This is a genomic window from Vibrio chemaguriensis (assembly GCF_012275705.1).
Lineage (GTDB): Bacteria > Pseudomonadota > Gammaproteobacteria > Enterobacterales > Vibrionaceae > Vibrio > Vibrio diabolicus.
On the sequence record NZ_SHOE01000001.1, the window covers coordinates 23,819 to 44,733 of the forward strand.

Annotated in this window: 18 protein-coding genes and 2 tRNA genes; 17 read left to right on the forward strand and 3 right to left on the reverse strand. The window is 45.1% G+C overall.

What is annotated here, in order from left to right; translation table 11 throughout:
- Positions 1 to 31 precede the first annotated feature (31 nt).
- From folP to EX191_RS00160, 15 genes are all read left to right on the forward strand, one after another.
- Positions 32 to 862, forward strand: coding sequence for a dihydropteroate synthase (gene folP, locus EX191_RS00090; protein WP_031780413.1), 831 nt, complete (start codon positions 32 to 34; stop codon positions 860 to 862).
- 19 nt (positions 863 to 881) lie between these two features.
- Positions 882 to 2,222: a phosphoglucosamine mutase gene (gene glmM, locus EX191_RS00095; RefSeq protein WP_005394663.1), complete on the forward strand. Its 1,341-nt coding sequence runs from the start codon at positions 882 to 884 to the stop codon at positions 2,220 to 2,222.
- Positions 2,223 to 2,443: 221 nt separating this feature from the next.
- Positions 2,444 to 2,782: a preprotein translocase subunit SecG gene (secG, locus tag EX191_RS00100; protein ID WP_005380080.1), complete on the forward strand. Its 339-nt coding sequence runs from the start codon at positions 2,444 to 2,446 to the stop codon at positions 2,780 to 2,782.
- A gap of 16 nt (positions 2,783 to 2,798) precedes the next feature.
- Positions 2,799 to 2,882, forward strand: a tRNA-Leu gene (locus EX191_RS00105).
- A 56-nt stretch (positions 2,883 to 2,938) separates the two neighbouring features.
- Positions 2,939 to 3,015 (forward strand) — tRNA-Met (locus tag EX191_RS00110).
- Positions 3,016 to 3,240: 225 nt separating this feature from the next.
- Positions 3,241 to 3,696 carry a ribosome maturation factor RimP gene (gene rimP / locus EX191_RS00115; RefSeq protein WP_005394659.1) on the forward strand — a complete coding sequence of 152 codons (456 nt, stop codon included), beginning with the start codon at positions 3,241 to 3,243 and terminating at the stop codon, positions 3,694 to 3,696.
- A gap of 36 nt (positions 3,697 to 3,732) precedes the next feature.
- Positions 3,733 to 5,220, forward strand: a complete 1,488-nt coding sequence (nusA, locus tag EX191_RS00120) for a transcription termination factor NusA (RefSeq protein ID WP_005380084.1) — start codon at positions 3,733 to 3,735, stop codon at positions 5,218 to 5,220.
- Between the two features lie 22 nt (positions 5,221 to 5,242).
- On the forward strand, positions 5,243 to 7,951 hold the full coding sequence (infB, locus tag EX191_RS00125) for a translation initiation factor IF-2 (protein ID WP_012841448.1): 2,709 nt from the start codon (positions 5,243 to 5,245) through the stop codon (positions 7,949 to 7,951).
- A gap of 114 nt (positions 7,952 to 8,065) precedes the next feature.
- The gene (rbfA, locus tag EX191_RS00130) at positions 8,066 to 8,461 is read left to right on the forward strand and encodes a 30S ribosome-binding factor RbfA (protein ID WP_005394657.1); all 396 of its coding nucleotides are present in this window, start codon (positions 8,066 to 8,068) and stop codon (positions 8,459 to 8,461) included.
- Entirely contained in the window at positions 8,461 to 9,414 is a 954-nt protein-coding gene (truB, locus tag EX191_RS00135; protein ID WP_053809233.1) for a tRNA pseudouridine(55) synthase TruB, read from the forward strand. The genes rbfA and truB overlap by 1 nt, the downstream gene beginning before the upstream one ends.
- A gap of 141 nt (positions 9,415 to 9,555) precedes the next feature.
- Entirely contained in the window at positions 9,556 to 9,825 is a 270-nt protein-coding gene (gene rpsO, locus EX191_RS00140) for a 30S ribosomal protein S15 (protein ID WP_005380094.1), read from the forward strand.
- A 292-nt stretch (positions 9,826 to 10,117) separates the two neighbouring features.
- Positions 10,118 to 12,253 (forward strand): polyribonucleotide nucleotidyltransferase, encoded by a 2,136-nt coding sequence (gene pnp, locus EX191_RS00145; protein ID WP_005394655.1) that lies wholly within the window; start codon positions 10,118 to 10,120, stop codon positions 12,251 to 12,253.
- Between the two features lie 179 nt (positions 12,254 to 12,432).
- On the forward strand, positions 12,433 to 13,353 hold the full coding sequence (nlpI, locus tag EX191_RS00150) for a lipoprotein NlpI (RefSeq protein WP_012841449.1): 921 nt from the start codon (positions 12,433 to 12,435) through the stop codon (positions 13,351 to 13,353).
- A 98-nt stretch (positions 13,354 to 13,451) separates the two neighbouring features.
- Positions 13,452 to 13,874 (forward strand): MarR family winged helix-turn-helix transcriptional regulator, encoded by a 423-nt coding sequence (locus EX191_RS00155; RefSeq protein ID WP_005394653.1) that lies wholly within the window; start codon positions 13,452 to 13,454, stop codon positions 13,872 to 13,874.
- 124 nt (positions 13,875 to 13,998) lie between these two features.
- Positions 13,999 to 15,345 (forward strand): MATE family efflux transporter, encoded by a 1,347-nt coding sequence (locus tag EX191_RS00160; protein WP_193446944.1) that lies wholly within the window; start codon positions 13,999 to 14,001, stop codon positions 15,343 to 15,345.
- Positions 15,346 to 15,398: 53 nt separating this feature from the next.
- Here EX191_RS00160 and EX191_RS00165 read toward each other — a convergent pair whose 3' ends face one another.
- The 3 genes from EX191_RS00165 to EX191_RS00175 all read right to left on the reverse strand — a co-directional run bounded on the left by EX191_RS00165 (position 15,399) and on the right by EX191_RS00175 (position 19,484).
- Positions 15,399 to 16,277 carry a U32 family peptidase gene (locus tag EX191_RS00165; RefSeq protein WP_193446945.1) on the reverse strand — a complete coding sequence of 293 codons (879 nt, stop codon included), beginning with the start codon at positions 16,275 to 16,277 and terminating at the stop codon, positions 15,399 to 15,401.
- A gap of 20 nt (positions 16,278 to 16,297) precedes the next feature.
- Positions 16,298 to 17,311 (reverse strand): ubiquinone anaerobic biosynthesis protein UbiU, encoded by a 1,014-nt coding sequence (ubiU, locus tag EX191_RS00170; protein WP_047008948.1) that lies wholly within the window; start codon positions 17,309 to 17,311, stop codon positions 16,298 to 16,300.
- A 133-nt stretch (positions 17,312 to 17,444) separates the two neighbouring features.
- A complete protein-coding gene (locus tag EX191_RS00175) occupies positions 17,445 to 19,484 on the reverse strand; it encodes a sensor domain-containing protein (RefSeq protein WP_152811654.1) in 2,040 nt (679 codons plus the stop codon).
- Between the two features lie 363 nt (positions 19,485 to 19,847).
- Here EX191_RS00175 and ubiT point away from each other — a divergent pair, with 363 nt between their 5' ends.
- Together ubiT and EX191_RS00185 are read left to right on the forward strand one after the other, a co-directional pair.
- Entirely contained in the window at positions 19,848 to 20,375 is a 528-nt protein-coding gene (gene ubiT / locus EX191_RS00180) for a ubiquinone anaerobic biosynthesis accessory factor UbiT (RefSeq protein WP_170891674.1), read from the forward strand.
- Positions 20,359 to 20,862 carry a GNAT family N-acetyltransferase gene (locus EX191_RS00185; protein WP_104970909.1) on the forward strand — a complete coding sequence of 168 codons (504 nt, stop codon included), beginning with the start codon at positions 20,359 to 20,361 and terminating at the stop codon, positions 20,860 to 20,862. The genes ubiT and EX191_RS00185 overlap by 17 nt, the downstream gene beginning before the upstream one ends.
- Positions 20,863 to 20,915 lie beyond the last annotated feature (53 nt).

A 20,915-nucleotide genomic window follows, 5' to 3' on the forward strand; every position in this document is an offset into this window, starting at 1 on the left:
CCCGAGTTATCTCGGGGTTTTTGTGTTTATGATGATGATTACAGCAAATAACAAATCTTTAGATCTTTCCCGTCCACATGTTATGGCCATTCTAAATGTGACTCCGGATTCCTTTTCGGATGGTGGTAAATACAACTCGATTGAACTCGCCCTTGCTCAAGTTGATAAAATGATAAAGGCTGGTGTAAGCATTGTTGATGTTGGTGGGGAGTCGACAAGGCCTGGCGCGCCAGATGTGTCTTTAGAAGAAGAACTTCGACGTGTTGTCCCAGTAATCAAGGCCATTCGTGAAAAGTACGATGTGTGGATTTCGGTCGATACCAGTAAAGCGGAAGTTATGCGTCAAGCTATTGATGCTGGTGCAGATTTGATCAATGACATTCGATCTTTGCAAGAACCTGGTGCTCTCGAAGTCGCAGCAGAAGCAAAGCTTCCAATTTGTCTGATGCATATGAAAGGTCAACCTAGAACCATGCAAGTTGCACCTCATTATGATGATGTGATGAGCGACGTATCTGCCTTTCTAGAAGAACGTATCGCGGCATGTGAAGCAGCAGGGATTGATAAATCTCAACTGATTCTCGATCCTGGATTTGGCTTTGGCAAAACGATAGAACACAATTATCATATGCTCGCTCATCTTGAAAAGTTTCATGAATTCGGCCTGCCAATTTTGGCTGGCATGTCTCGTAAATCAATGATTTTTAAATTGTTGGATAAGCCTGCGGCTGAATGTACAAATGCGAGTGTCGTTTGCGCTACGATTGCAGCAATGAAAGGCGCGCAGATCATTCGTGTGCATGACTTTGAAGAGACAATCGAAGCAATGAAAGTTGTTGAGATGACGAAAAACAATATTTAAAAATAATAAAGGAAAGTTTATGTCGAATAAAAGACGTTACTTTGGTACCGACGGTGTGCGCGGTAAAGTAGGGCAATACCCAATCACTCCGGACTTCGTACTTAAGCTTGGCTGGGCTGCTGGTCGTGTACTAGCAAAACAAGGCACAAAGAAAGTTATTATAGGTAAAGATACGCGTATCTCCGGTTATATGCTTGAATCTGCATTAGAAGCAGGCCTTGCTGCAGCGGGACTTAAAGCAACATTTACTGGTCCAATGCCAACCCCAGCAGTGGCATATTTAACTCAAACTTTCCGCGCAGAGGCGGGGATTGTGATTTCTGCATCGCATAACCCATATTACGACAACGGCATTAAATTCTTTTCTTCTGAAGGTACTAAGCTACCTGACGATATCGAGTTGGCGATTGAAGCTGAGCTGGATAAAGACATTGAATGTGTTGAGTCTGCAGAACTTGGTAAAGCCACTCGTCTAAATGACGCTGCAGGCCGTTACATCGAATTCTGTAAGAGTACTTTCCCATCTGAATTGAGTCTTGCAAACTTTAAAATCGTGGTAGATTGTGCGCACGGTGCAACGTACCACATTGCTCCAAATGTCTTCAAAGAGCTTGGCGCAGAAGTTATTGCAATGGGCGTAGAGCCTAACGGCATCAACATTAATGAAGAAGTGGGCGCAACAGATGTTCGTGCGCTTCAAAAGCGTGTCGTTGAAGAGCAAGCACACCTTGGTTTAGCATTTGATGGTGATGGTGACCGTATCATTATGGTCGACCACCTTGGCAACAAAGTCGATGGCGACCAAATTGCTTACATTATTGCTCGTGATGCTCTTCGTCGTGGCGAGCTAAAGGGTGGTGTCGTTGGTACGTTGATGACTAACTTGGGCATGGAAAATGGCTTAAAGCAGCTAGGCATTCCATTCGTACGTGCCGCTGTTGGTGACCGTTATGTCATGGAACAACTGCTAGAAAAAGGCTGGAAAATTGGTGCTGAAAACTCAGGCCATGTGATCTTATTAGATAAAGTCACCACGGGCGATGCGATTGTTGCAGCACTGCAAGTACTTGCTTCTGTAGTTGGCAGTGATATGTCTTTGCATGAGCTATCGCAAGGCATGACGTTGTATCCTCAGGTTCTAGAAAATGTCCGCTTTGCAGGGGAAAGTAATCCTCTTGAAGCTCAAGCAGTACTAAACGCCGTTGCCGAAGTAGAAGCGACGCTGGGTGATAAAGGACGTGTATTGCTGCGTAAATCTGGCACAGAGCCTTTGATTCGCGTTATGGTGGAAGGTGAGGATGGCGAGCTAGTTCAAAGCTCTGCACTGAAAATTGCCGAAGCTGTAAAAGCAAGTTGTTAATCATTGCGTTAAAGTGTGCGGTGAATGAAAAGGGCATCTTTTGCCCTTTTTTTGAGCGCTTAGCGCATTGGCATTGATTTTTTACTAATTTTCCCTTGTCAGCGTTACCGGCTTTCGCTAGTATTGCTCCGCCTCCCGTTAGGAGGTCGCTAGCCTTGTTCAATTATGATTTATTCTCTTGAACGGCGCTGGCTCAACAATTTGGAACATAGGTGGAAAAAATGTTTTCAGTTCTACTTGTGATTTACCTGTTGGCAGCGCTTGGTGTGATTGGCCTTGTGTTGATTCAACAAGGTAAAGGCGCAGATATGGGAGCCTCGTTCGGTGCTGGTGCTTCAAACACAGTGTTTGGTGCTGGCGGCTCAGGTAATTTCTTAACCCGAACAACTGCTATTTTAGCAACCGTATTCTTTATCGTTAGCTTGTTGCTTGGTCGTATGTCTACGCACCAGACTGAATCACAATGGGTAGACCCAACATTAGGTCAACCAGTTGTCGAACAAGTTAAGGATGCAGCGAGTGAAGTTCCAGCCCCTGCGGGTGATGAAATTCCTCAATAAGCTGTAAGGTTTTGATGCCGAGATGGTGAAATTGGTAGACACGCTAGCATGAGGTGCTAGTGCCTTAGGTGTGAGGGTTCGAGTCCCTCTCTCGGCACCATGTATTTACAAACTTGTAAATCACTTGTTTGCGAGTATAATGCTCAGCAAGTCGGACGCGGGGTGGAGCAGCTTGGTAGCTCGTCGGGCTCATAACCCGAAGGTCGTCGGTTCAAATCCGGCCCCCGCAACCAATCTCTTTCTTTAAGAAGAAATCGTAGATTGGCAAGTTTGCGTAGTGCTAACCACACTACGAGTTAAGAGAAGCATTTGTTGGCTATTCTTAACGTATCAGGGTCCAGCAGCATAAAACCCCGACTATCGGGGTTTTTTGTTATCTGAGCTTTTTGAAATAGCTCAGAGACTGCTTGGTTTTTTGATTGGGCTCTGAGCCCTTTTTTTGTTTCTGGAGTGGTTAAATGACTGGTTTAGAAAGACAACTTACTGAAATGCTTGAAGCACCAGTAGAGGCATCAGGCTATGAGTTGGTTGGATTAGAATTCATTCGTGCAGGCGCGCACTCAACGTTACGCATCTACATTGACCATGAAAATGGTATTAACGTGGACGACTGTGCAGAAGTTAGCCACCAAGTTAGTGCGGTTTTAGACGTTGAAGATCCAATTTCTGTTGCTTACAGCCTAGAAGTGTCTTCTCCAGGTTTAGAAAGACCACTTTTTAAAGCAGCACATTACGAGCAATTTATTGGTCACGAGGTCAGCATCGTATTGAAAATGGCTGTAGCAAACCGTCGTAAGTGGAAAGGTATTATCCACGGCGTTGATGGCGAAACAGTGACAATTACTGTAGACGGTCAGCAAGAAGAGTTTGCTCTAAGTAACATTTCCAAAGCTAACCTGATCCCTAAATTTTAGTTCCCTAAAAAAGTTTAAGCTTAGAGGCTAAATACAATGAGTAAAGAAATTTTAGCGGTAGCAGAAGCGGTATCGAACGAAAAAGCGGTACCTCGTGAGCGTATCTTTGAGGCTCTTGAGATTGCTCTAGCAACTTCTACAAAGAAAAAATACGAAATCGAAATCGACGTACGTGTTGCCATTGACCGTAAAACTGGTGAGTTTGTGACTTACCGTCGTTGGTTAGTTGTTGATGATGTTGAGAACCCTACAAAAGAGATCTCACTAGAAGCAGCACAGTACGAAGATGACTCAATCGAGCTTGGCGACTACGTAGAAGACGAAATCGAATCAGTAACGTTTGACCGTATTACGACTCAAACGGCTAAGCAAGTTATCGTACAAAAAGTTCGTGAAGCTGAACGTGCACAAATCGTTGAGCAGTTCATCGACAATGAAGGTGATCTAATCACTGGCGTTGTGAAAAAAGTAAACCGCGACACAATCGTACTTGACCTTGGTAACAACGCTGAAGCGGTAATCCTACGTGATGACCAACTTCCTCGTGAAAACTTCCGTCCAGGCGACCGCGTTCGTGGTCTTCTTTACAAAGTCGCGCCAGAAGCACGTGGTTTCCAACTGTTCATCACTCGTTCTAAGCCTGAAATGCTGGCAGAACTATTCCGTGTTGAAGTGCCTGAAATCGCTGAAGATATTATCGAGTTGAAAGGCGCGGCACGTGATCCTGGTTCTCGCGCTAAGATCGCTGTCAAAACAAATGACAAACGTATCGACCCTGTAGGTGCGTGTGTTGGTATGCGTGGTGCACGTGTACAAGCTGTTTCTGGCGAACTTGGTGGTGAGCGTATCGATATTGTGCTTTGGGATGATAACCCAGCTCAATTCGTTATCAACGCAATGGCGCCAGCTGATGTTGCTTCTATCATCGTTGATGAGGATGCACACTCAATGGACATCGCAGTTGAAGCTGACAACCTAGCGCAAGCTATCGGTCGTAACGGTCAAAACGTGCGTCTAGCATCTCAACTAACAGGTTGGGAACTGAATGTTATGACAGTTGCTGATCTTCAGAAGAAACACGCTGAAGAATCACAAGCATCTATTGAAAACTTCATGAAGTACCTAGATATTGAAGAAGACTTCGCTCAACTTCTTGTTGAAGAGGGTTTCTCAACGCTAGAAGAAATCGCATACGTGCCAGTTAACGAGCTACTAGAAATCGATGGTTTGAATGAAGAACTAATCGAAGAGCTTCGTGGACGTGCAAAAGATGCACTAACGACGATCGCACTAGCACAAGAAGAGTCTTTTGAAGGTCTAGAACCAGCTGAAGATCTGCTTGCACTTGAAGGTCTTGAGCGTGAGATGGCATTTAAATTGGCAGCGAAAGGTGTAGCGACACTGGAAGATCTTGCTGACCAAGGTATTGACGATTTAGAAGGTATCGAAGGCCTGACCGAAGAACGTGCAGGTGAGCTAATTATGGCCGCACGTAACATCTGTTGGTTCGGCGAAGAAGCATAATTTTCGGCAAGGAGGAAGCGGCATGACACAATTAACAGTTAAAGCACTGAGTGATGAGATTGGTACGCCAGTCGACCGCTTGATTGAACAACTTGCTGACGCTGGCATTAAAAAGGCGAGCTCTGACAATGTTACTGATGAAGAGAAGCAGAAGCTTCTCTCTCATCTAAAGAAAGAACACGGTGATAAATCAGGTGATTCAGAGCCGACTCGCCTTACGCTTCAGCGTAAAACTCGTAGTACACTTAGTGTGAACGCGGGTGGTGGTAAGAGTAAGAATGTTCAGGTTGAGGTGCGCAAAAAACGTACATACGTGAAGCGCAGCACAATTGAAGATGAAGCGAAACGTGAAGCTGAAGAAGCAGCACAACGTGAAGCAGAAGAAGCAGCAAAACGTGCAGCAGAAGAAGCTGCAAAACGTGAAGCTGAAGAAGCTGCAAAACGTGAAGCTGAAGAAGCTGCAAAACGTGAAGCGGAAGAAAAAGCGAAACGTGAAGCTGAAGAAAAAGCGAAGCGAGACGTAGATACGAATGCACAACGTAATGCTGAAGAAAAAGCAAAGCGTGATGCTGAAGAGAAAATTAAGCAAGAAGCAGCGCGAAAAGAGGCCGACGAGCTTAAACGTCGTCAGGAAGAAGAAGCTAAGCGTAAGGCTGAAGAGGAAAGTCAGCGCAAGCTTGAAGAAGCTCGCGAATTGGCTGAAAAGAATAAAGAGCGTTGGTCTGCTGCAGAAGAGAAAAAGGGTGATATGGAAGATACAGATTACCATGTAACGACTTCACAATACGCACGTGAAGCCGAAGATGAAGCAGATCGCAAAGTAGAGAGCGGTCGTCGTAAGAAGAAAAAAGCTTCAGGTAAAGACGACCAAGCTCGCGGTGGCCGTAACAACCAACGTGGCGGTAGAGGTCGTAAAGGCAAACTTGCTAAACCGACTTCAATGCAGCATGGCTTTGATAAGTCAGCAACGGTTGCTAAGCAAGACGTTGTAATTGGCGAAACGATCGTTCTATCAGAACTTGCTAACAAGATGTCGGTTAAAGCGACAGAAGTTATCAAAGTAATGATGAAGATGGGCGCTATGGCGACTATCAACCAAGTGATCGACCAAGAAACAGCACAACTTGTTGCTGAAGAAATGGGCCATAAAGTAGTTCTTCGTAAAGAGAACGAACTGGAAGAAGCGGTACTATCTGACCGTGACACTAACGCGGAAGCAGTTCCACGTGCTCCAGTTGTTACTATCATGGGTCACGTTGACCACGGTAAAACGTCAACACTTGACTACATCCGTCGCACACACGTTGCTTCTGGCGAAGCGGGTGGTATTACTCAGCACATTGGTGCGTACCACGTTGAAACAGACAACGGCATGATCACGTTCCTTGATACTCCTGGACACGCAGCGTTTACTGCAATGCGTGCTCGTGGTGCTCAAGCGACAGATATCGTTGTTCTTGTAGTTGCAGCAGACGATGGCGTAATGCCACAAACAGTAGAAGCGATTCAGCACGCGAAAGCGGCAGGCGTTCCTCTAATTGTTGCTGTGAACAAGATCGATAAAGAAGACGCGAACCCAGATAACGTTAAGAACGAGCTTGCTCAATACGACGTTATTCCTGAAGAGTGGGGCGGTGAGAACATGTTCGTTCACATCTCTGCTAAACAGGGTACAAACATCGATGGTCTTCTAGAAGCAATCCTTCTTCAGTCTGAAGTTCTTGAACTTACAGCTGTAGCTGAAGGCATGGCATCTGGTGTTGTTGTTGAATCTCGCCTAGATAAAGGTCGTGGTCCAGTTGCAACAGTACTTGTTCAATCAGGTACACTAAACAAAGGCGACATCGTTCTTTGTGGTCAAGAATACGGCCGTGTTCGTGCAATGCGTGATGAGCTAGGTAAAGAAATTACTTCGGCTGGCCCATCTATCCCTGTAGAGATCCTAGGTCTTTCAGGTGTACCATCTTCAGGTGATGAAGCAACAGTAGTTCGTGACGAGCGTAAAGCGCGTGAAGTAGCTAACTACCGTGCTGGTAAGTTCCGTGAAGTGAAACTTGCTCGTCAGCAGAAATCTAAACTAGAGAACATGTTCTCTAACATGACTGCTGGTGAAGTTGCTGAACTTAACGTTGTACTTAAAGCAGACGTTCAAGGTTCTGTAGAAGCAATCGCAGACTCACTAGTTAAGCTATCTACTGACGAAGTTAAAGTGAACATCGTTGGTTCTGGTGTTGGTGGTATTACGGAAACTGACGTAGTACTAGCGGAAGCTTCAAACGCAATCATCCTTGGCTTTAACGTTCGTGCAGATGCTTCTGCTCGCCGTGCTGTAGAAGCCGCAGCTGTTGACTTACGTTACTACTCAATCATTTACCAATTGATTGACGAAGTTAAACAAGCAATGGGCGGTATGCTTGCTCCAGAATTCAAGCAAGAGATCATTGGTCTTGCTGAAGTTCGTGACGTGTTTAAGTCACCGAAACTGGGCGCTATCGCTGGTTGTATGGTTACAGAAGGTGTGATCAAGCGTAACAACCCAATCCGTGTACTACGTGATAACGTTGTTATTTACGAAGGTGAACTAGAGTCACTACGTCGTTTCAAAGATGACGTTCAAGAAGTTAAGAATGGCTACGAATGTGGTATCGGCGTTAAGAACTACAATGATGTTCGCGTTGGTGACCAAATCGAAGTCTTCGAAATCGTTGAAATTAAACGTACTCTAGACTAATTGACTAAAATTACTAATATTGTCTTTGAAAGATAAGTAGTAATTGGTTGTTGAATACACCATGGGGGGCTGGCTTTGACCAACCCCCCATTCTTTCTATATAAGAGTAAAGATATGTCAAAAGAATTTAGCCGCACGCAGCGCGTTGCACAGCAGCTGCAAAAAGAACTAGCGATGATCCTTCAACGTGAAGTTCGTGACTCTCGCCTTGGCATGGTGACGATCTCAGACGTAGAAGTTTCTCGTGACCTTGCTTACGCAAAAGTATTTGTAACCTTCCTATGTGTGGGTGAGCAAACACCAGAATCATGTCTAGCTGCACTACGCGAGCACGAAGTGCACATTCGCATGATGTTAGGTAAGCGCATTCGCCTACGTCTAACGCCAGAAATCCGCTTCCATTATGACAATACGCTTGTTGAAGGTATGCGTATGTCTAACCTAGTGTCTGAAGTGGTAAGCTCAGACAAGAAAAAGCAAAAAGACTCTGGTCGTGAGGACGAAGAATAATGGCTCGTCGTCGTAAAGGTCGTCCAATTAATGGCGTTATACTGTTGGACAAACCAACAGGCATCTCTTCCAATGATGCACTGCAAAAAGTAAAGCGAATCTACTTTGCTGAGAAAGCAGGCCACACTGGTGCCTTGGACCCATTAGCGACAGGCATGCTGCCAATTTGCTTGGGTGAAGCGACGAAGTTTTCTCAGTTTCTTCTAGATTCTGATAAACGCTACCGTGTGATCGCAAAGCTTGGTGAACGTACCAACACGTCTGACTCGGATGGTGAAGTCGTAGAGACACGTCCAATCGATGTTACGTTAGACAAGCTAGAAGCGTGCATTGAGAAGTTCCGTGGCGAATCTGAACAAGTACCTTCCATGTTTTCAGCGTTGAAATATCAAGGGAAACCCTTGTATGAATACGCTCGCAAAGGCATCGAAGTTCCGCGTGAATCTCGTAAGATCACGGTATACGAGATTGTTCTTCACCGTTTTGAAGGCGATGAAGTCGAGATGGAAGTGCACTGCTCAAAAGGCACATACATTCGTACCATCGTGGATGACCTAGGCGAAATGTTAGGTTGTGGTGCGCACGTAACTATGCTTCGACGCACTGGTGTTGCGAAATACCCTTACGAGAAGATGGTGACACTTGAGCAACTGAATGAGTTACTAGAGCAAGCACACCGTGAAGAACGCGCTCCTCGAGAACTACTGGACCCATTGCTGTTACCAATGGATACAGCGGTAGAAGACTTACCAGAAGTCAACTTAGTGCCTGAACTGGCGGATATGGTTCAGCATGGGCAACCTGTTCAAGTATTTGGTGCGCCTACCGAAGGCTCACTTCGCCTTACCATGGGTGAAGAGCGTTTGTTTATTGGCGTTGGCGAAATGAACGAAGATGGCAAAATCGCTCCTAAGCGATTGGTCGTGTTCCGAGATGACGTCGCATCCAAGTAAATGATTGAAAATACCGACCTGAGTGTCGGTATTTTTATATTGCACGAGATAGGAAATTTCCCTATAATCCGCGCTTCGCGTAGCGGCTGAATCAGAGATTGGCTGCTACAACTTTAAACCTACTCTTATTAGGAGAGAATTATGTCTCTGAATGCAGAAACTAAAGCAGCAATCGTTGCAGAATACGCACAAGGCGAAGGCGACACTGGTTCACCAGAAGTTCAAGTAGCTCTACTTACAGCTTCTATCAACCACCTACAAGGTCACTTCAAAGCGCACAAAGGCGATCACCACAGCCGTCGTGGTCTTCTACGCATGGTTTCTCGTCGTCGTAAGCTTCTAGATTACCTAAAAGGTAAAAACCTAGCTCGCTACCAAGACCTAATCAAACGTCTAGGCCTACGTCGCTAATCAGCGACTGCATAGCAGTTTGTCTAAAAAGGGGCTTTATGCCCCTTTTTTGTTGCCTAAATTTAGCCAAATTAGACTTATGCCGTTATAATACTGGCGGCTAAACCTCGTAAGAGGTTTTCTCAAAAGCTCATAGCATTACAGTCAACCACGTCGACCAAAAGGTCGCGACTATTCAAAAGGAATTTCCGAGTTTCTTTTTACTAGTCGCGATTCGTAATGTCTTGAGTGTCAATTAACACATCTAAGATTTCTTTTAGCACTAAAGGAAGATTAGAAACAAGGAATAACAATGTTCGAAAAACCAGTTGTTAAAACGTTCCAGTACGGTAACCACACAGTTACTTTAGAAACTGGCGTTATTGCACGTCAAGCTACAGCAGCAGTTATGGTCACAATGGATGATACGTCTGTATTCGTATCTGTTGTAGGTAAAAAAGAAGCCGTTGCAGGTCAAGACTTCTTCCCACTAACGGTTAACTACCAAGAGCGTACTTACGCTGCAGGTAAAATCCCAGGCGGCTTCTTCAAGCGTGAAGGTCGTCCTTCTGAAGGCGAAACGCTAACAGCTCGTCTAATCGACCGTCCAATCCGTCCGCTATTCCCAGACGCGTTTAAAAACGAAGTTCAGGTTATCGCGACAGTAATGTCTGTAAACCCAGATGTTCAGCCAGATATCGTTACAATGATCGGTACTTCTGCTGCTCTTGCTATCTCTGGCATTCCATTCAACGGCCCTATCGGTGCGGCGCGTGTTGGTCATATCGATGGTCAGCTTGTACTTAACCCTAGCCAAACTGAACTAGAAACTTCTAAGCTTGATCTTGTTGTTGCTGGTACAGAATCAGCCGTACTGATGGTTGAATCTGAAGCGGACAACCTAACTGAAGAAGAAATGCTAGCAGCGGTTGTTTACGGTCATGATCAACAACAAGTTGCTATCAAAGCTATCAACGAATTCAAAGCAGAAGTAGCAACTCCTGCTTGGGATTGGGTTGCTCCTGAAGAAAACACAGCACTTAAAGATAAGATTGCAGAGCTAGCAGAAGCGAAGCTTGTTGAGGCTTACAAAATCACTGAGAAGATGGCTCGTTACGACCGTATCAATGAGATCGCTGCGGAAGTAAATGAAGTTCTTCTTGCTGAAGATCCAGAAGCGGATACAAAAGAAATCCACACTATCTTCCATGATCTAGAGAAAACAGTTGTACGTCGTAGCATTATCGCGGGTAACCCTCGTATTGATGGCCGTGAAAAAGACATGGTTCGTGCACTAGATGTACGCACTGGTGTTCTTCCTCGCACACACGGTAGCGCACTATTCACTCGTGGTGAAACTCAGGCTATCGTGACGGCAACTCTAGGTACTCAGCGTGATGCTCAAATCATTGATGAGCTAACAGGCGAGCGTAAAGATCACTTCCTACTACACTACAACTTCCCTCCATACTGTGTAGGTGAGACTGGTTTTGTAGGTTCTCCTAAGCGTCGTGAAATCGGCCACGGTAAACTGGCTAAACGTGGTATCGCAGCAGTAATGCCATCAGTAGATGAGTTCCCATACACAGTACGTGTTGTATCGGAAATCACTGAATCTAACGGTTCATCTTCAATGGCTTCTGTATGTGGTACGTCTCTTGCGCTTATGGACGCAGGTGTGCCAATCAAGTCTTCTGTTGCGGGTATCGCAATGGGCCTTGTTAAAGAAGGCGACGACTTCGTTGTTCTTTCTGACATCCTTGGTGACGAAGACCATCTAGGTGATATGGACTTTAAAGTAGCAGGTACTAACACTGGTATCACTGCTCTTCAAATGGACATCAAGATCGAAGGCATCACTAAAGAAATCATGCAAATTGCGCTTAACCAAGCTCAAGGCGCACGTAAGCACATCCTATCTGTAATGGATGAAGCAATCTCTGGTGCCCGTGAAGACATCTCTGAATTTGCTCCTCGTATTCACACGATGAAGATCAGTGCAGAGAAGATCAAAGACGTTATCGGTAAAGGTGGTGCAGTTATCCGTGCTCTAACTGAAGAGACTGGTACAACTATCGAAATCGAAGACGATGGTACTATCAAGATTGCTGCAACTGAAGGCACTGCTGCGAAAGAAGCTATCCGCCGTATCGAAGAGATCACTGCTGAAGTTGAAGTTGGTCGTATCTACACGGGTAAAGTTGCACGTCTAGCTGACTTCGGTGCATTCGTAACGGTTCTTCCAGGCAAAGATGGTCTTGTACACATTTCTCAAATCGCAGAAAAACGTGTTGAGAAAGTGTCTGACTACCTAGCTGAAGGCCAAGAAGTTCAAGTTAAAGTTCTTGAAATCGACCGCCAAGGCCGTGTACGTCTAAGCATGAAAGAAGCGGTAGAAAAGCCAGCTGAAGAAGCTGCTGCTGAAGCACCAGCTGCGAAAGACGAGTAAGACAAAATGAGACTTTCAGCCTTTTATTAGATTAAGGGCCTGAAAGCATGTTATAAAAGGGGAGCATTTTCGCTCCCCTTTTTTTGGTTTATTTCGACGCATTAACCTCAAACGAGGTTATCGCCTATATTGCATTAAGAGAAATAAATTTTGAGCGGTCCAAACAGGAGTATCAATTAGTGAAATGGTTTCAAACCGCAAGTTTATGTGTTGCTATCGCGCTGACCGGTTGTGCAAATACTTCTCAGCAATCAGCACAAAAGTGGCTATATCCACCGATGGCGGTGCCACTTCAGCCTAGCGTTCAACAAGAAGTACAAATCGCGCGTTTATCGCAGTTGCTACAACGTCCTGATCTCAGTGATGAAGTACGCGCTAAAATGCATTATGAGCGCGGTAGCTACTACGATAGCGTTGGTTTGCGTGATCTTGCCCGTTTGGACTTTAACCAGTCTTTGCAGTTGAATCCTGCTCAACCGGATATCTTCAATCTTTTGGGGGTGTATTTCACCCAAGTGGGTGAGTTTGACGCGGCTTATGAAGCGTTTGACTCGACCATAGAGTTGGCTCCGGATAATACCTATGCTGAGCGCAACCGTGCGATTGCACTGTATTATGGTGGCCGAATCGATCTCGCTTTAGAAGATATGACCAAGCACTATCAAGAAATGCCAACGGATCCTTTTCGTTCATTATGGCTGTACATCATCGAAGCTGAGCAAAATCCAGAGCAAGCAAAAGCCAATCTTCAACAGCGTTATTTACGAGATCGTAGTGAAGAGTGGGGATGGGTTCTTGTTGCCATCATGCTGCGAGACGTCTCGGACGAAGACGCGCTTAAAGCAATTATGGATGGAACGAGAGAGAACTATCGCCTAGCTGAACGATTGACGGAAACGTATTTCTACCTTGGAAAGCGTAATCAGCTTGAAGGTGACATCGCAAGTGCCATCTCACTTTATAAGCTCGCGATTTCGTTCAATGTTTATGATTATGTTGAGCACCGGTATTCCTTCTTGGAACTGGCACAAATCTACGATCAATTACAGCAAGACAGATTAGCCAAGCTAAAGGCCGCTAAGAAGCAGGAAATTGAATGATTTAGAGCCGCTCGATGAGAGCGGCTTTTTTATGATTGAACTTGATGAGTGACTCATTTAAAATAGTTAGCCTTGCTAACTAAGTGGTGGTGGATTTTATGGCACTAGAAGAAAGCTTGATTGATTTAGAGCGTTTTTGCGCCAAAGCTTGGCGTGTTTATGCCAAAGAAGATCCGTTATCACATCTAAGCTTTAATGAGTTCGATTATTTACGTGTGATTCAGGTTTACCCTGAGGGTGTACGAATAACCGATCTTGCAGAAGAGTTGCAAGTGACTAAGCCTTCCGCATCGACAATGGTTGTTCGTTTGGAAAAAAAGGGTTTGGTGAAACGCATCGCATGTAATGAGGATGCCCGTGCTAAGCGTGTATTGCTGACAGAAGAAGTCGCAGAAAAAATGTCTTTGGAGCAGGTGGTTTACAAAGATATCTCTGAACAAATGATGCAACAATTAAATCAGCAAGAAGCTGAGCAGTTACAAGCTTTACTGAATAAAGCATTGAGCAATAAGTCATTTTAAATTAAACCAAAGGCCTCCGCTGTACGCATTAGCCTTTGGTGTTTCATTTTTCTTTTATTTAATTTAACTATTTAGTTAGTCTTGCTAATTAAATAGTTAGCTTTGCTAACTACTGGTGGCAGTCATGCAAAACTCAATTTATAGACAGTTTTGGAAATATACGATTCCAACCGTCGCAGCAATGCTCGTGAACGGTTTATATCAAATAGTTGATGGCATTTTTATTGGCCGTTATGTTGGTGCTGACGGATTAGCAGGGATCAATGTTGCGTGGCCGATCATCGGTTCCATCCTTGGTATAGGGATGATGATTGGCGTGGGGACTGGTGCGCTAACGTCGATTAAGCAAGGAGAAAACGATCATGAAGGCGCGAAGCGTATTTTAACAACCGGATTGGGGTTGTTAGCGATATTGATGCCGGTCGTTGCTACCATATTGTTCTATTTTGCCGATGAATTTATTCGCTGGCAGGGGGCGGAAGGGCGAGTGTTTGAACTCGCGCTGCAATATCTGCATATTCTGATTGTCGCGTGCGTATTTACGCTAGGCTCTATCGCTGTTCCATTTCTTTTACGCAATGACGACAGCTCGAACTTAGCAACGATGCTGATGGTCATCGGTGCTGTCATTAATATTGTATTAGACTACGTATTTATTGCTTGGTTGGGGTGGGAGTTAACCGGAGCGGCCATTGCTACAGCGCTGGCACAATTGGTGGTAACCGTGCTTGGTATTGGTTACTTCTTTACTTCAAAAGCGACCTTACGCCTTCGAATCAGTGACTTTAAGGTTCAAGTTGATGTTGCACCAAAGATTATAATGATCGGTACATCTAGCTTCTTTATGTACGCTTACGGTTCTGTGATGGTGGCAATGCACAACGCATTATTTGCTCAGTACGGAAGTGCAATGTTGATCGGGGCGTATGCTATTTTGGGATATATCGTGACGGTTTACTATCTGATTGCAGAGGGAATCGCGAATGGTATGCAACCTCTAGTGAGTTTCAATCACGGGGCGCGCAACCAGGCGAACGTCAGAAAATTACTGCAAGTCGCAATGGGGACATCTGTGCTTGGTGGTGTAGCGTTTGTGGGTTTGATGAACCTTTTCCCGTACGAGTTGGTCTCGGTGTTTAACAATGCTGATCAGCAGTTGATTGATAGCACGGTGATCGGGATTCGTTTACACATGTTTGCGTTGTTCCTAGATGGCTTTTTAGTCGTGGCGGCTGCGTACTACCAATCGGTAAACAAAGGCAGCAAAGCCATGTTTGTGACACTAGGCAACATGTTGGTTCAACTGCCGTTTTTATTCGTTATGCCGAAACTGTTTGGCGTGACAGGCATTTGGCTGGCTTTCCCATTGTCCAATATTGCGCTGAGTTTAGTCGTGGTCAGTATGTTGTGGCGGGACGTGAAAAAGCTGCTAAACGAAACTTCGGCTGAGCCAACAGTGCAAGCCAGTTAACAATGGCTGATAGAGAAAAGCGAGGTTGGGCCTCGCTTTTCTTTTTTGGAGAGCTAAATGTTTTTTACTTCTAAGCCAGCTAGCTGATGCCAATAGCCATTGCATTGGCGGCTTTCAAGTTTTTCAGGGTTGTCGCCGTGCTCGTTTGAGCGAAAATGCTCTAACTCAGAAAGTGTACTCACACCGAGAGGGCTTAAGCGGACCACATCAACCAGCCCTTGCATGCTTGGTAAGTCATTGATCAGGTTATAACAATAGCCTGATTGCGTTTGAATGCCGTTAAGGTTAAAGACTTTTTGCCCTTCTTGGCTACTGACCTGGATTCCCGTAGGGTATTTGATACAGCAGGTTTCGCAATCGTCTTTCGCTCGGTTTTCAGCTCGGGCTGTGAAACAGCGAGCGGAATACGCTAAAGGCAAATAACCGTGGCTAAATACCTCAACTTCAAACTTGTTACGAATACCTAGCTCGTCACACTGAACTAAAGTATCGTTTAACCATTCGCGAGAGAGCTCGACAGGCATGCACCAACGCATCATACCTTGCTTCAAAAATAAGTTGAGCGTGTGTGCGTTATAAGTATTGATTGCAGGACCAACGACGAAAGGCACTTTATGCTCTGATGCTAATTGAACCGCCGATACGTCATTAGCCTCAATGGCGAAGTCACCGTTATTGATGTACTTCTTCATGATGTTTACTTCACTCGGTGCTTCCAGTAGCGCCATCGTAGAGATAACGACTTGCTTGCCAGAGGCAGATAAGTCTTTGGCGATTTCCAACCAGTGGGCTGGTTTCATTTCTCTGCGTTTAGAGCAAACCGATTCACCCAGGTAAATAATGTCTGCAGAGCTTTGTTTTGCTTGTTGGTAGAAGGCTTCTACATCTTGTTTTGGCCAAAAATAGAGTAGTGGGCCAAGTGCGTATTTCATTGAGTTATCCATCTTAACCTCTACTGCCATTTACGGTGGTAAGCACCTAGGGTGGTTTGCGTTCCTTCCGACACATTTGCGAGCGTCGCATCCCATGCGGCTTCAACTTGGTAAGCTTCCGGGTTTGCTTGGTAGCGATCAATCGCGGCTCGCCATGTTCGAGTGACTTGCTCTACGTATGCTGGGCTGCGTTGGCGCCCTTCAATTTTTACAGACGCGACATTAGCGGCAAACAGTTCTGGCAGCATCGAAAGGGTGTTCAAACTGGTTGGCTCTTCCAGAGCATGATAGCGTTTTTTCTCACCATCAATTTCTGTTTCAAAACGACCTTTACAGAGCGTAGGATAGCCCGCGTTTTCTCCTGCGCAGTAGCGGTCAATTAGGATGTTGTTCAGACGAGACTCAAGACCTTGATCAGTTTCTTGCCAACGAACGTATTTGGCAGGAGAACAGGCACCCACAGTGTTTGGGGACTCACCCGTCATGTATGATGACAAATAACAACGGCCTTCGGACATAATACAAAGGCTACCAAAAGCAAAGACTTCTAATTCGACATCGCTAGTGATGTTGCGCGAAAGCTGTTTCACCTGATGAATCGATAAGACGCGAGGCAGCACCACACGTTTTACGTTGAAGTTTTGTTTATAAAAATCAATGGCTGCGACGTTGGTCGCTGATGCTTGCACTGAAAGGTGTAGTTCCAGATCGGGATATTTGCGAGCCGCGTACTCCAGAACTGCAATGTCTGCAACAATCAGCGCGTCCACACCCAATGCCGCTGCATTGTCTACCGCGTTCGTCCAGCGCTCAAAGCCATTGGGATGAGCGAAGGTATTCAACGCGACATGAATTTTTTTGTCGCGGTCGTGAACGTATTGCACCGCTTTTTCTAACTTTTTGCCGTTAAAGTTGAGGCCAGCAAAGTGACGGGCGTTGGTATCATCTTTGAAGCCAATGTAGACGGCATCGGCACCGCAATCAATCGCAGTTTTTAACGCAGGCAGGTTACCCGCGGGACACAAGAGTTCCATATGCTCACAATCATTGAGAATAAAAAGGTGTCCGCATTTTATGAAGAATTATGAATAGCGAAATTGACCTAAGTTAGGTTTAGCTCAATAAAGTCGATATTTACCCCTTGAGAGTAAGGGTATCGAGTCGGGGTTAGTTCTTGTGACGACGATTCTGTACAAACAGCTCTTCAATTTCATGTTTTGGCTGTGGGCGATAAAAATGGAATCCTTGAATCGCATTACATTGAAGGTTAGAGAGCAAAGTAGCTTGCTGGTGGGTTTCCACCCCCTCGGCAACGACCGTCAAGTCGAGTGACTTACCCAGATTAATGATGTTTTCAATCACAGTGACCTGTTTAGGTAGCGTGTCGATATCGTTAATAAACGCGCGGTCGATTTTCAGCTCGTCGATAGGGAAGCGCGCTAAGTAGGAAAGGGAAGAGTAACCAGTACCAAAGTCATCGATAGAGAGGGCGAAGCCCAGTTTCTTAATCGCATTCAGCATTTGCAGTGTATGCTCGCTATCACTCATCACGGCACTTTCGGTTAGCTCGAAGGTAATGCAGCTTGGGTCAAGCTCGGTAGTGCGAAGTAACTTTTCCATAAAGTCGATCAGCTGTGGGTTACCAAATTGCTCGGGAGAGAGGTTGATAGCGACACGACCTGGCAGTATGCCTTGTTGTTTCCAACGTTTTACCGTATTGAAAACATCACGCATCACGACGCGTCCAAGGTGTTCGATTAACCCTGCACGCTCGGCGACAGGAATGAATGAACCTGGGCTAATGTAACCTTCGACAGGGTGTTTCCAACGAACGAGCGCTTCGGCACCGTTAATGCTGAAGTCACGCGCGTTAACCTTTGGTTGATACCACACTTCTAACCCGTTCTGCTGCAATGCTTTTTGCAGTTCGATTTCAAGCCACAAACGCATGCGCGCTTCTTTGTTCATCTGGTCGTTAAATTTGATCAGGCGATTTCGGCCACGATCTTTGGCTTCATACATCGCTGTATCAGCATTTTGTAGCAGGATTCTCGCATCTTGCCCGTCTTCAGGGTAACGAACGCTACCAATTGAGCACGCAAGGCGTTTACTGAAGTGGTGCAAGTCGAAAGGCTGGTTGATCAACGAGATAATGCGATCTGACAAAATTTCAGCCATGCGGGTATTTTCTGGTTCTGGCAGAATGACGCCAAACTCATCGCCACCCAAATGACCAATAATCGCTTGATTTGGCAGTAATCGTTTAAGACGGGCCGATACCTCTTGAATCACTTTATCGCCAATGTGGTGACCAAGTGAATCATTAATGTTTTTGAAGTTATCGATATCCAAATAGAACACCAGAAGCGGTGTTTGCTTTTTGATCAGCTGTTCCAAACGTTTGGTAAAACCAAAGCGGTTGTACAGTTTGGTGAGCGAATCAATATGTATGTCTTCATTCGATGCAGAAGACAAATTCTTAGGTGTATCGTCAGCGTCTTGGATCAAGATGATTTGAGACTCGCTGCCTAATATCGCCGTAGAATCTGCGTGTAACTGAACTTTTCGTTCAAAGCCACATCTCGCGCTGGTTAAGCAAACAAAAGGCTTTTCAGAAATTAATGTACTCAAACGATGACTAAACACTTTCTTGCTGTTTTCATCGATGAATAAACGGCTGAGCTCTTCGCCTAGCAACTCATGGGGAGAGTTCAGTCCCAGAAGGCGTGCTGATGCAGGGTTGGCAGAGATGATAATGTCATCTTCGATAAGCAGCAGACCGTCAGGGAGTAGTTGTGTTAATTTCGCAAACTTACTTTCGGACTCCTCTAAGGAGCGTACGAGGATCTGCTTTTCTGAAGTATCCACGGCGTGAAAAACGACAAAGCGAATTTCGTTACCTTCAAAAACCGGTGACAGACTAAAGTGCAGGCTGGTTTCAAGGTCGGTTTCATCGAGGGTGATTTCGGCTTCGACATGAGTTCCTTTGAATGCACGCTGATAGTAAGGGGCCAGCTTTTTATAAAACTGCTCACCCAGTACCTGGCAATCGTTTAAGCCGATGATTTCCTCATGACTTAAACCTGCGATATCGCAGTAACGGTCACTTACCATTCGATAATTGTGTTTTTTATCAAGAATGGCAAAGAAGAAAGGGCTATTTGAGGTTAGCGTGGCAAACCAATGTTTTAATTGCTGGGAAGGCATTAGGGTATTACCGATCTCCAATGAGCCAGATTATTCGTCCGTGTATAAAAAGCGACACCCTGATAAGCCTGCGGCGGTCTACTATCAAGTCACAGTATCGCTTGCCATTAAAGGGCTCGCGGTTTTAACTTTACAGTCGACAATCACATGGATACGCTCAGATAACTATAACTTTGAAAATACGGTTGTAAAAGTGTTTATCCACCTGTTCGCATCAATAATACACGTAACTTCAAAAAAAGAAGCGTTAGTGAACAATAATCCACCAATCTAAAATAAGCACTTTATTGATACATAACAGTAATCTCATTGCCACGATTGCTTAATATAGGCAACCTAATGACAAAGTAACGGATAATGAACGTGTTAAACAAGATTCGCAGTCAACTAGTAAAGAACGCAGCTAACATTTTGCGTTCTCCAGTCCAGTTATTACCACAGCCAATTCAGCAAAAAGCATTGCTGGAAGGGCTAAAAATGGTGTTTAAAGAAGCCTTGGAAGATGGTGACTTTGAGTTCCTTGAAGACAAGTGGTTAAAAGTTGCGATTAAAGACTTGAACTTAGCATGGTACATCAGCTATCAAGGCGAAAAATTAGTGGTAGCTGAAAAACCAGTTCAGGAAGATGTGAGTTTTAGTGGTAATCTAAACGACCTAGTACTGATTGCTGGTCGTAAAGAAGACCCTGACACACTGTTCTTCCAACGTCGCCTTTCAATTGAAGGCGATACTGAGCTTGGCTTAGAAGTGAAAAACTTAATGGACAGTGTCGACTTAGAGCAGTTACCGAAAGCAATGCAAGTCGCTTTGAATCAATTGGCTGATTTTGTTCAGAAAGGAGTTCAAGCGCCTGCACAACCAACCGGAGTAGCGAATGCTTATTCGAACTGAAGCCCCTGCGGACATTCTTACCATTGACCGCTTATTGAAACACGCCTTCCCGACGGAAGCTGAAGCTAAGCTTGTGATGCGTTTGCGCGAAAACAGCAAATTCACACTTTCCTTAGTCGCGTGTACAGATGAGGGAGAGGTAATAGGCCATGCTTTATTTAGCCCAGTGACCTTAAATGGTGAAGATTTGTCGTGGCAAGGGCTGGCGCCATTGGCTGTTCATGAAGATTACCGTCGCCAAGGCATCGCTGCAGAGTTGATCAAAGAAGGTTTTGATTCACTTCGTGATTTTGGCTATCCAGTGTGTGTGGTGTTGGGCGATCCTGATTATTACGCGCGCCAGGGCTTTCAATCATGCGACGAGATGGGATTCGAATGCGCTTGGGATGTTCCTAAAGGTGCATTTCGTATCGCAGAGTTGGTCGAAGGTCAATGTGCCGGACTCTCCGGACGCATAGATTACGCGCCAGAGTTCTCTGAACTGTAAATGAAAGAAGCCCACTAACTCAGTGGGCTTCTTTCTTAGTTCATTGAAAACTG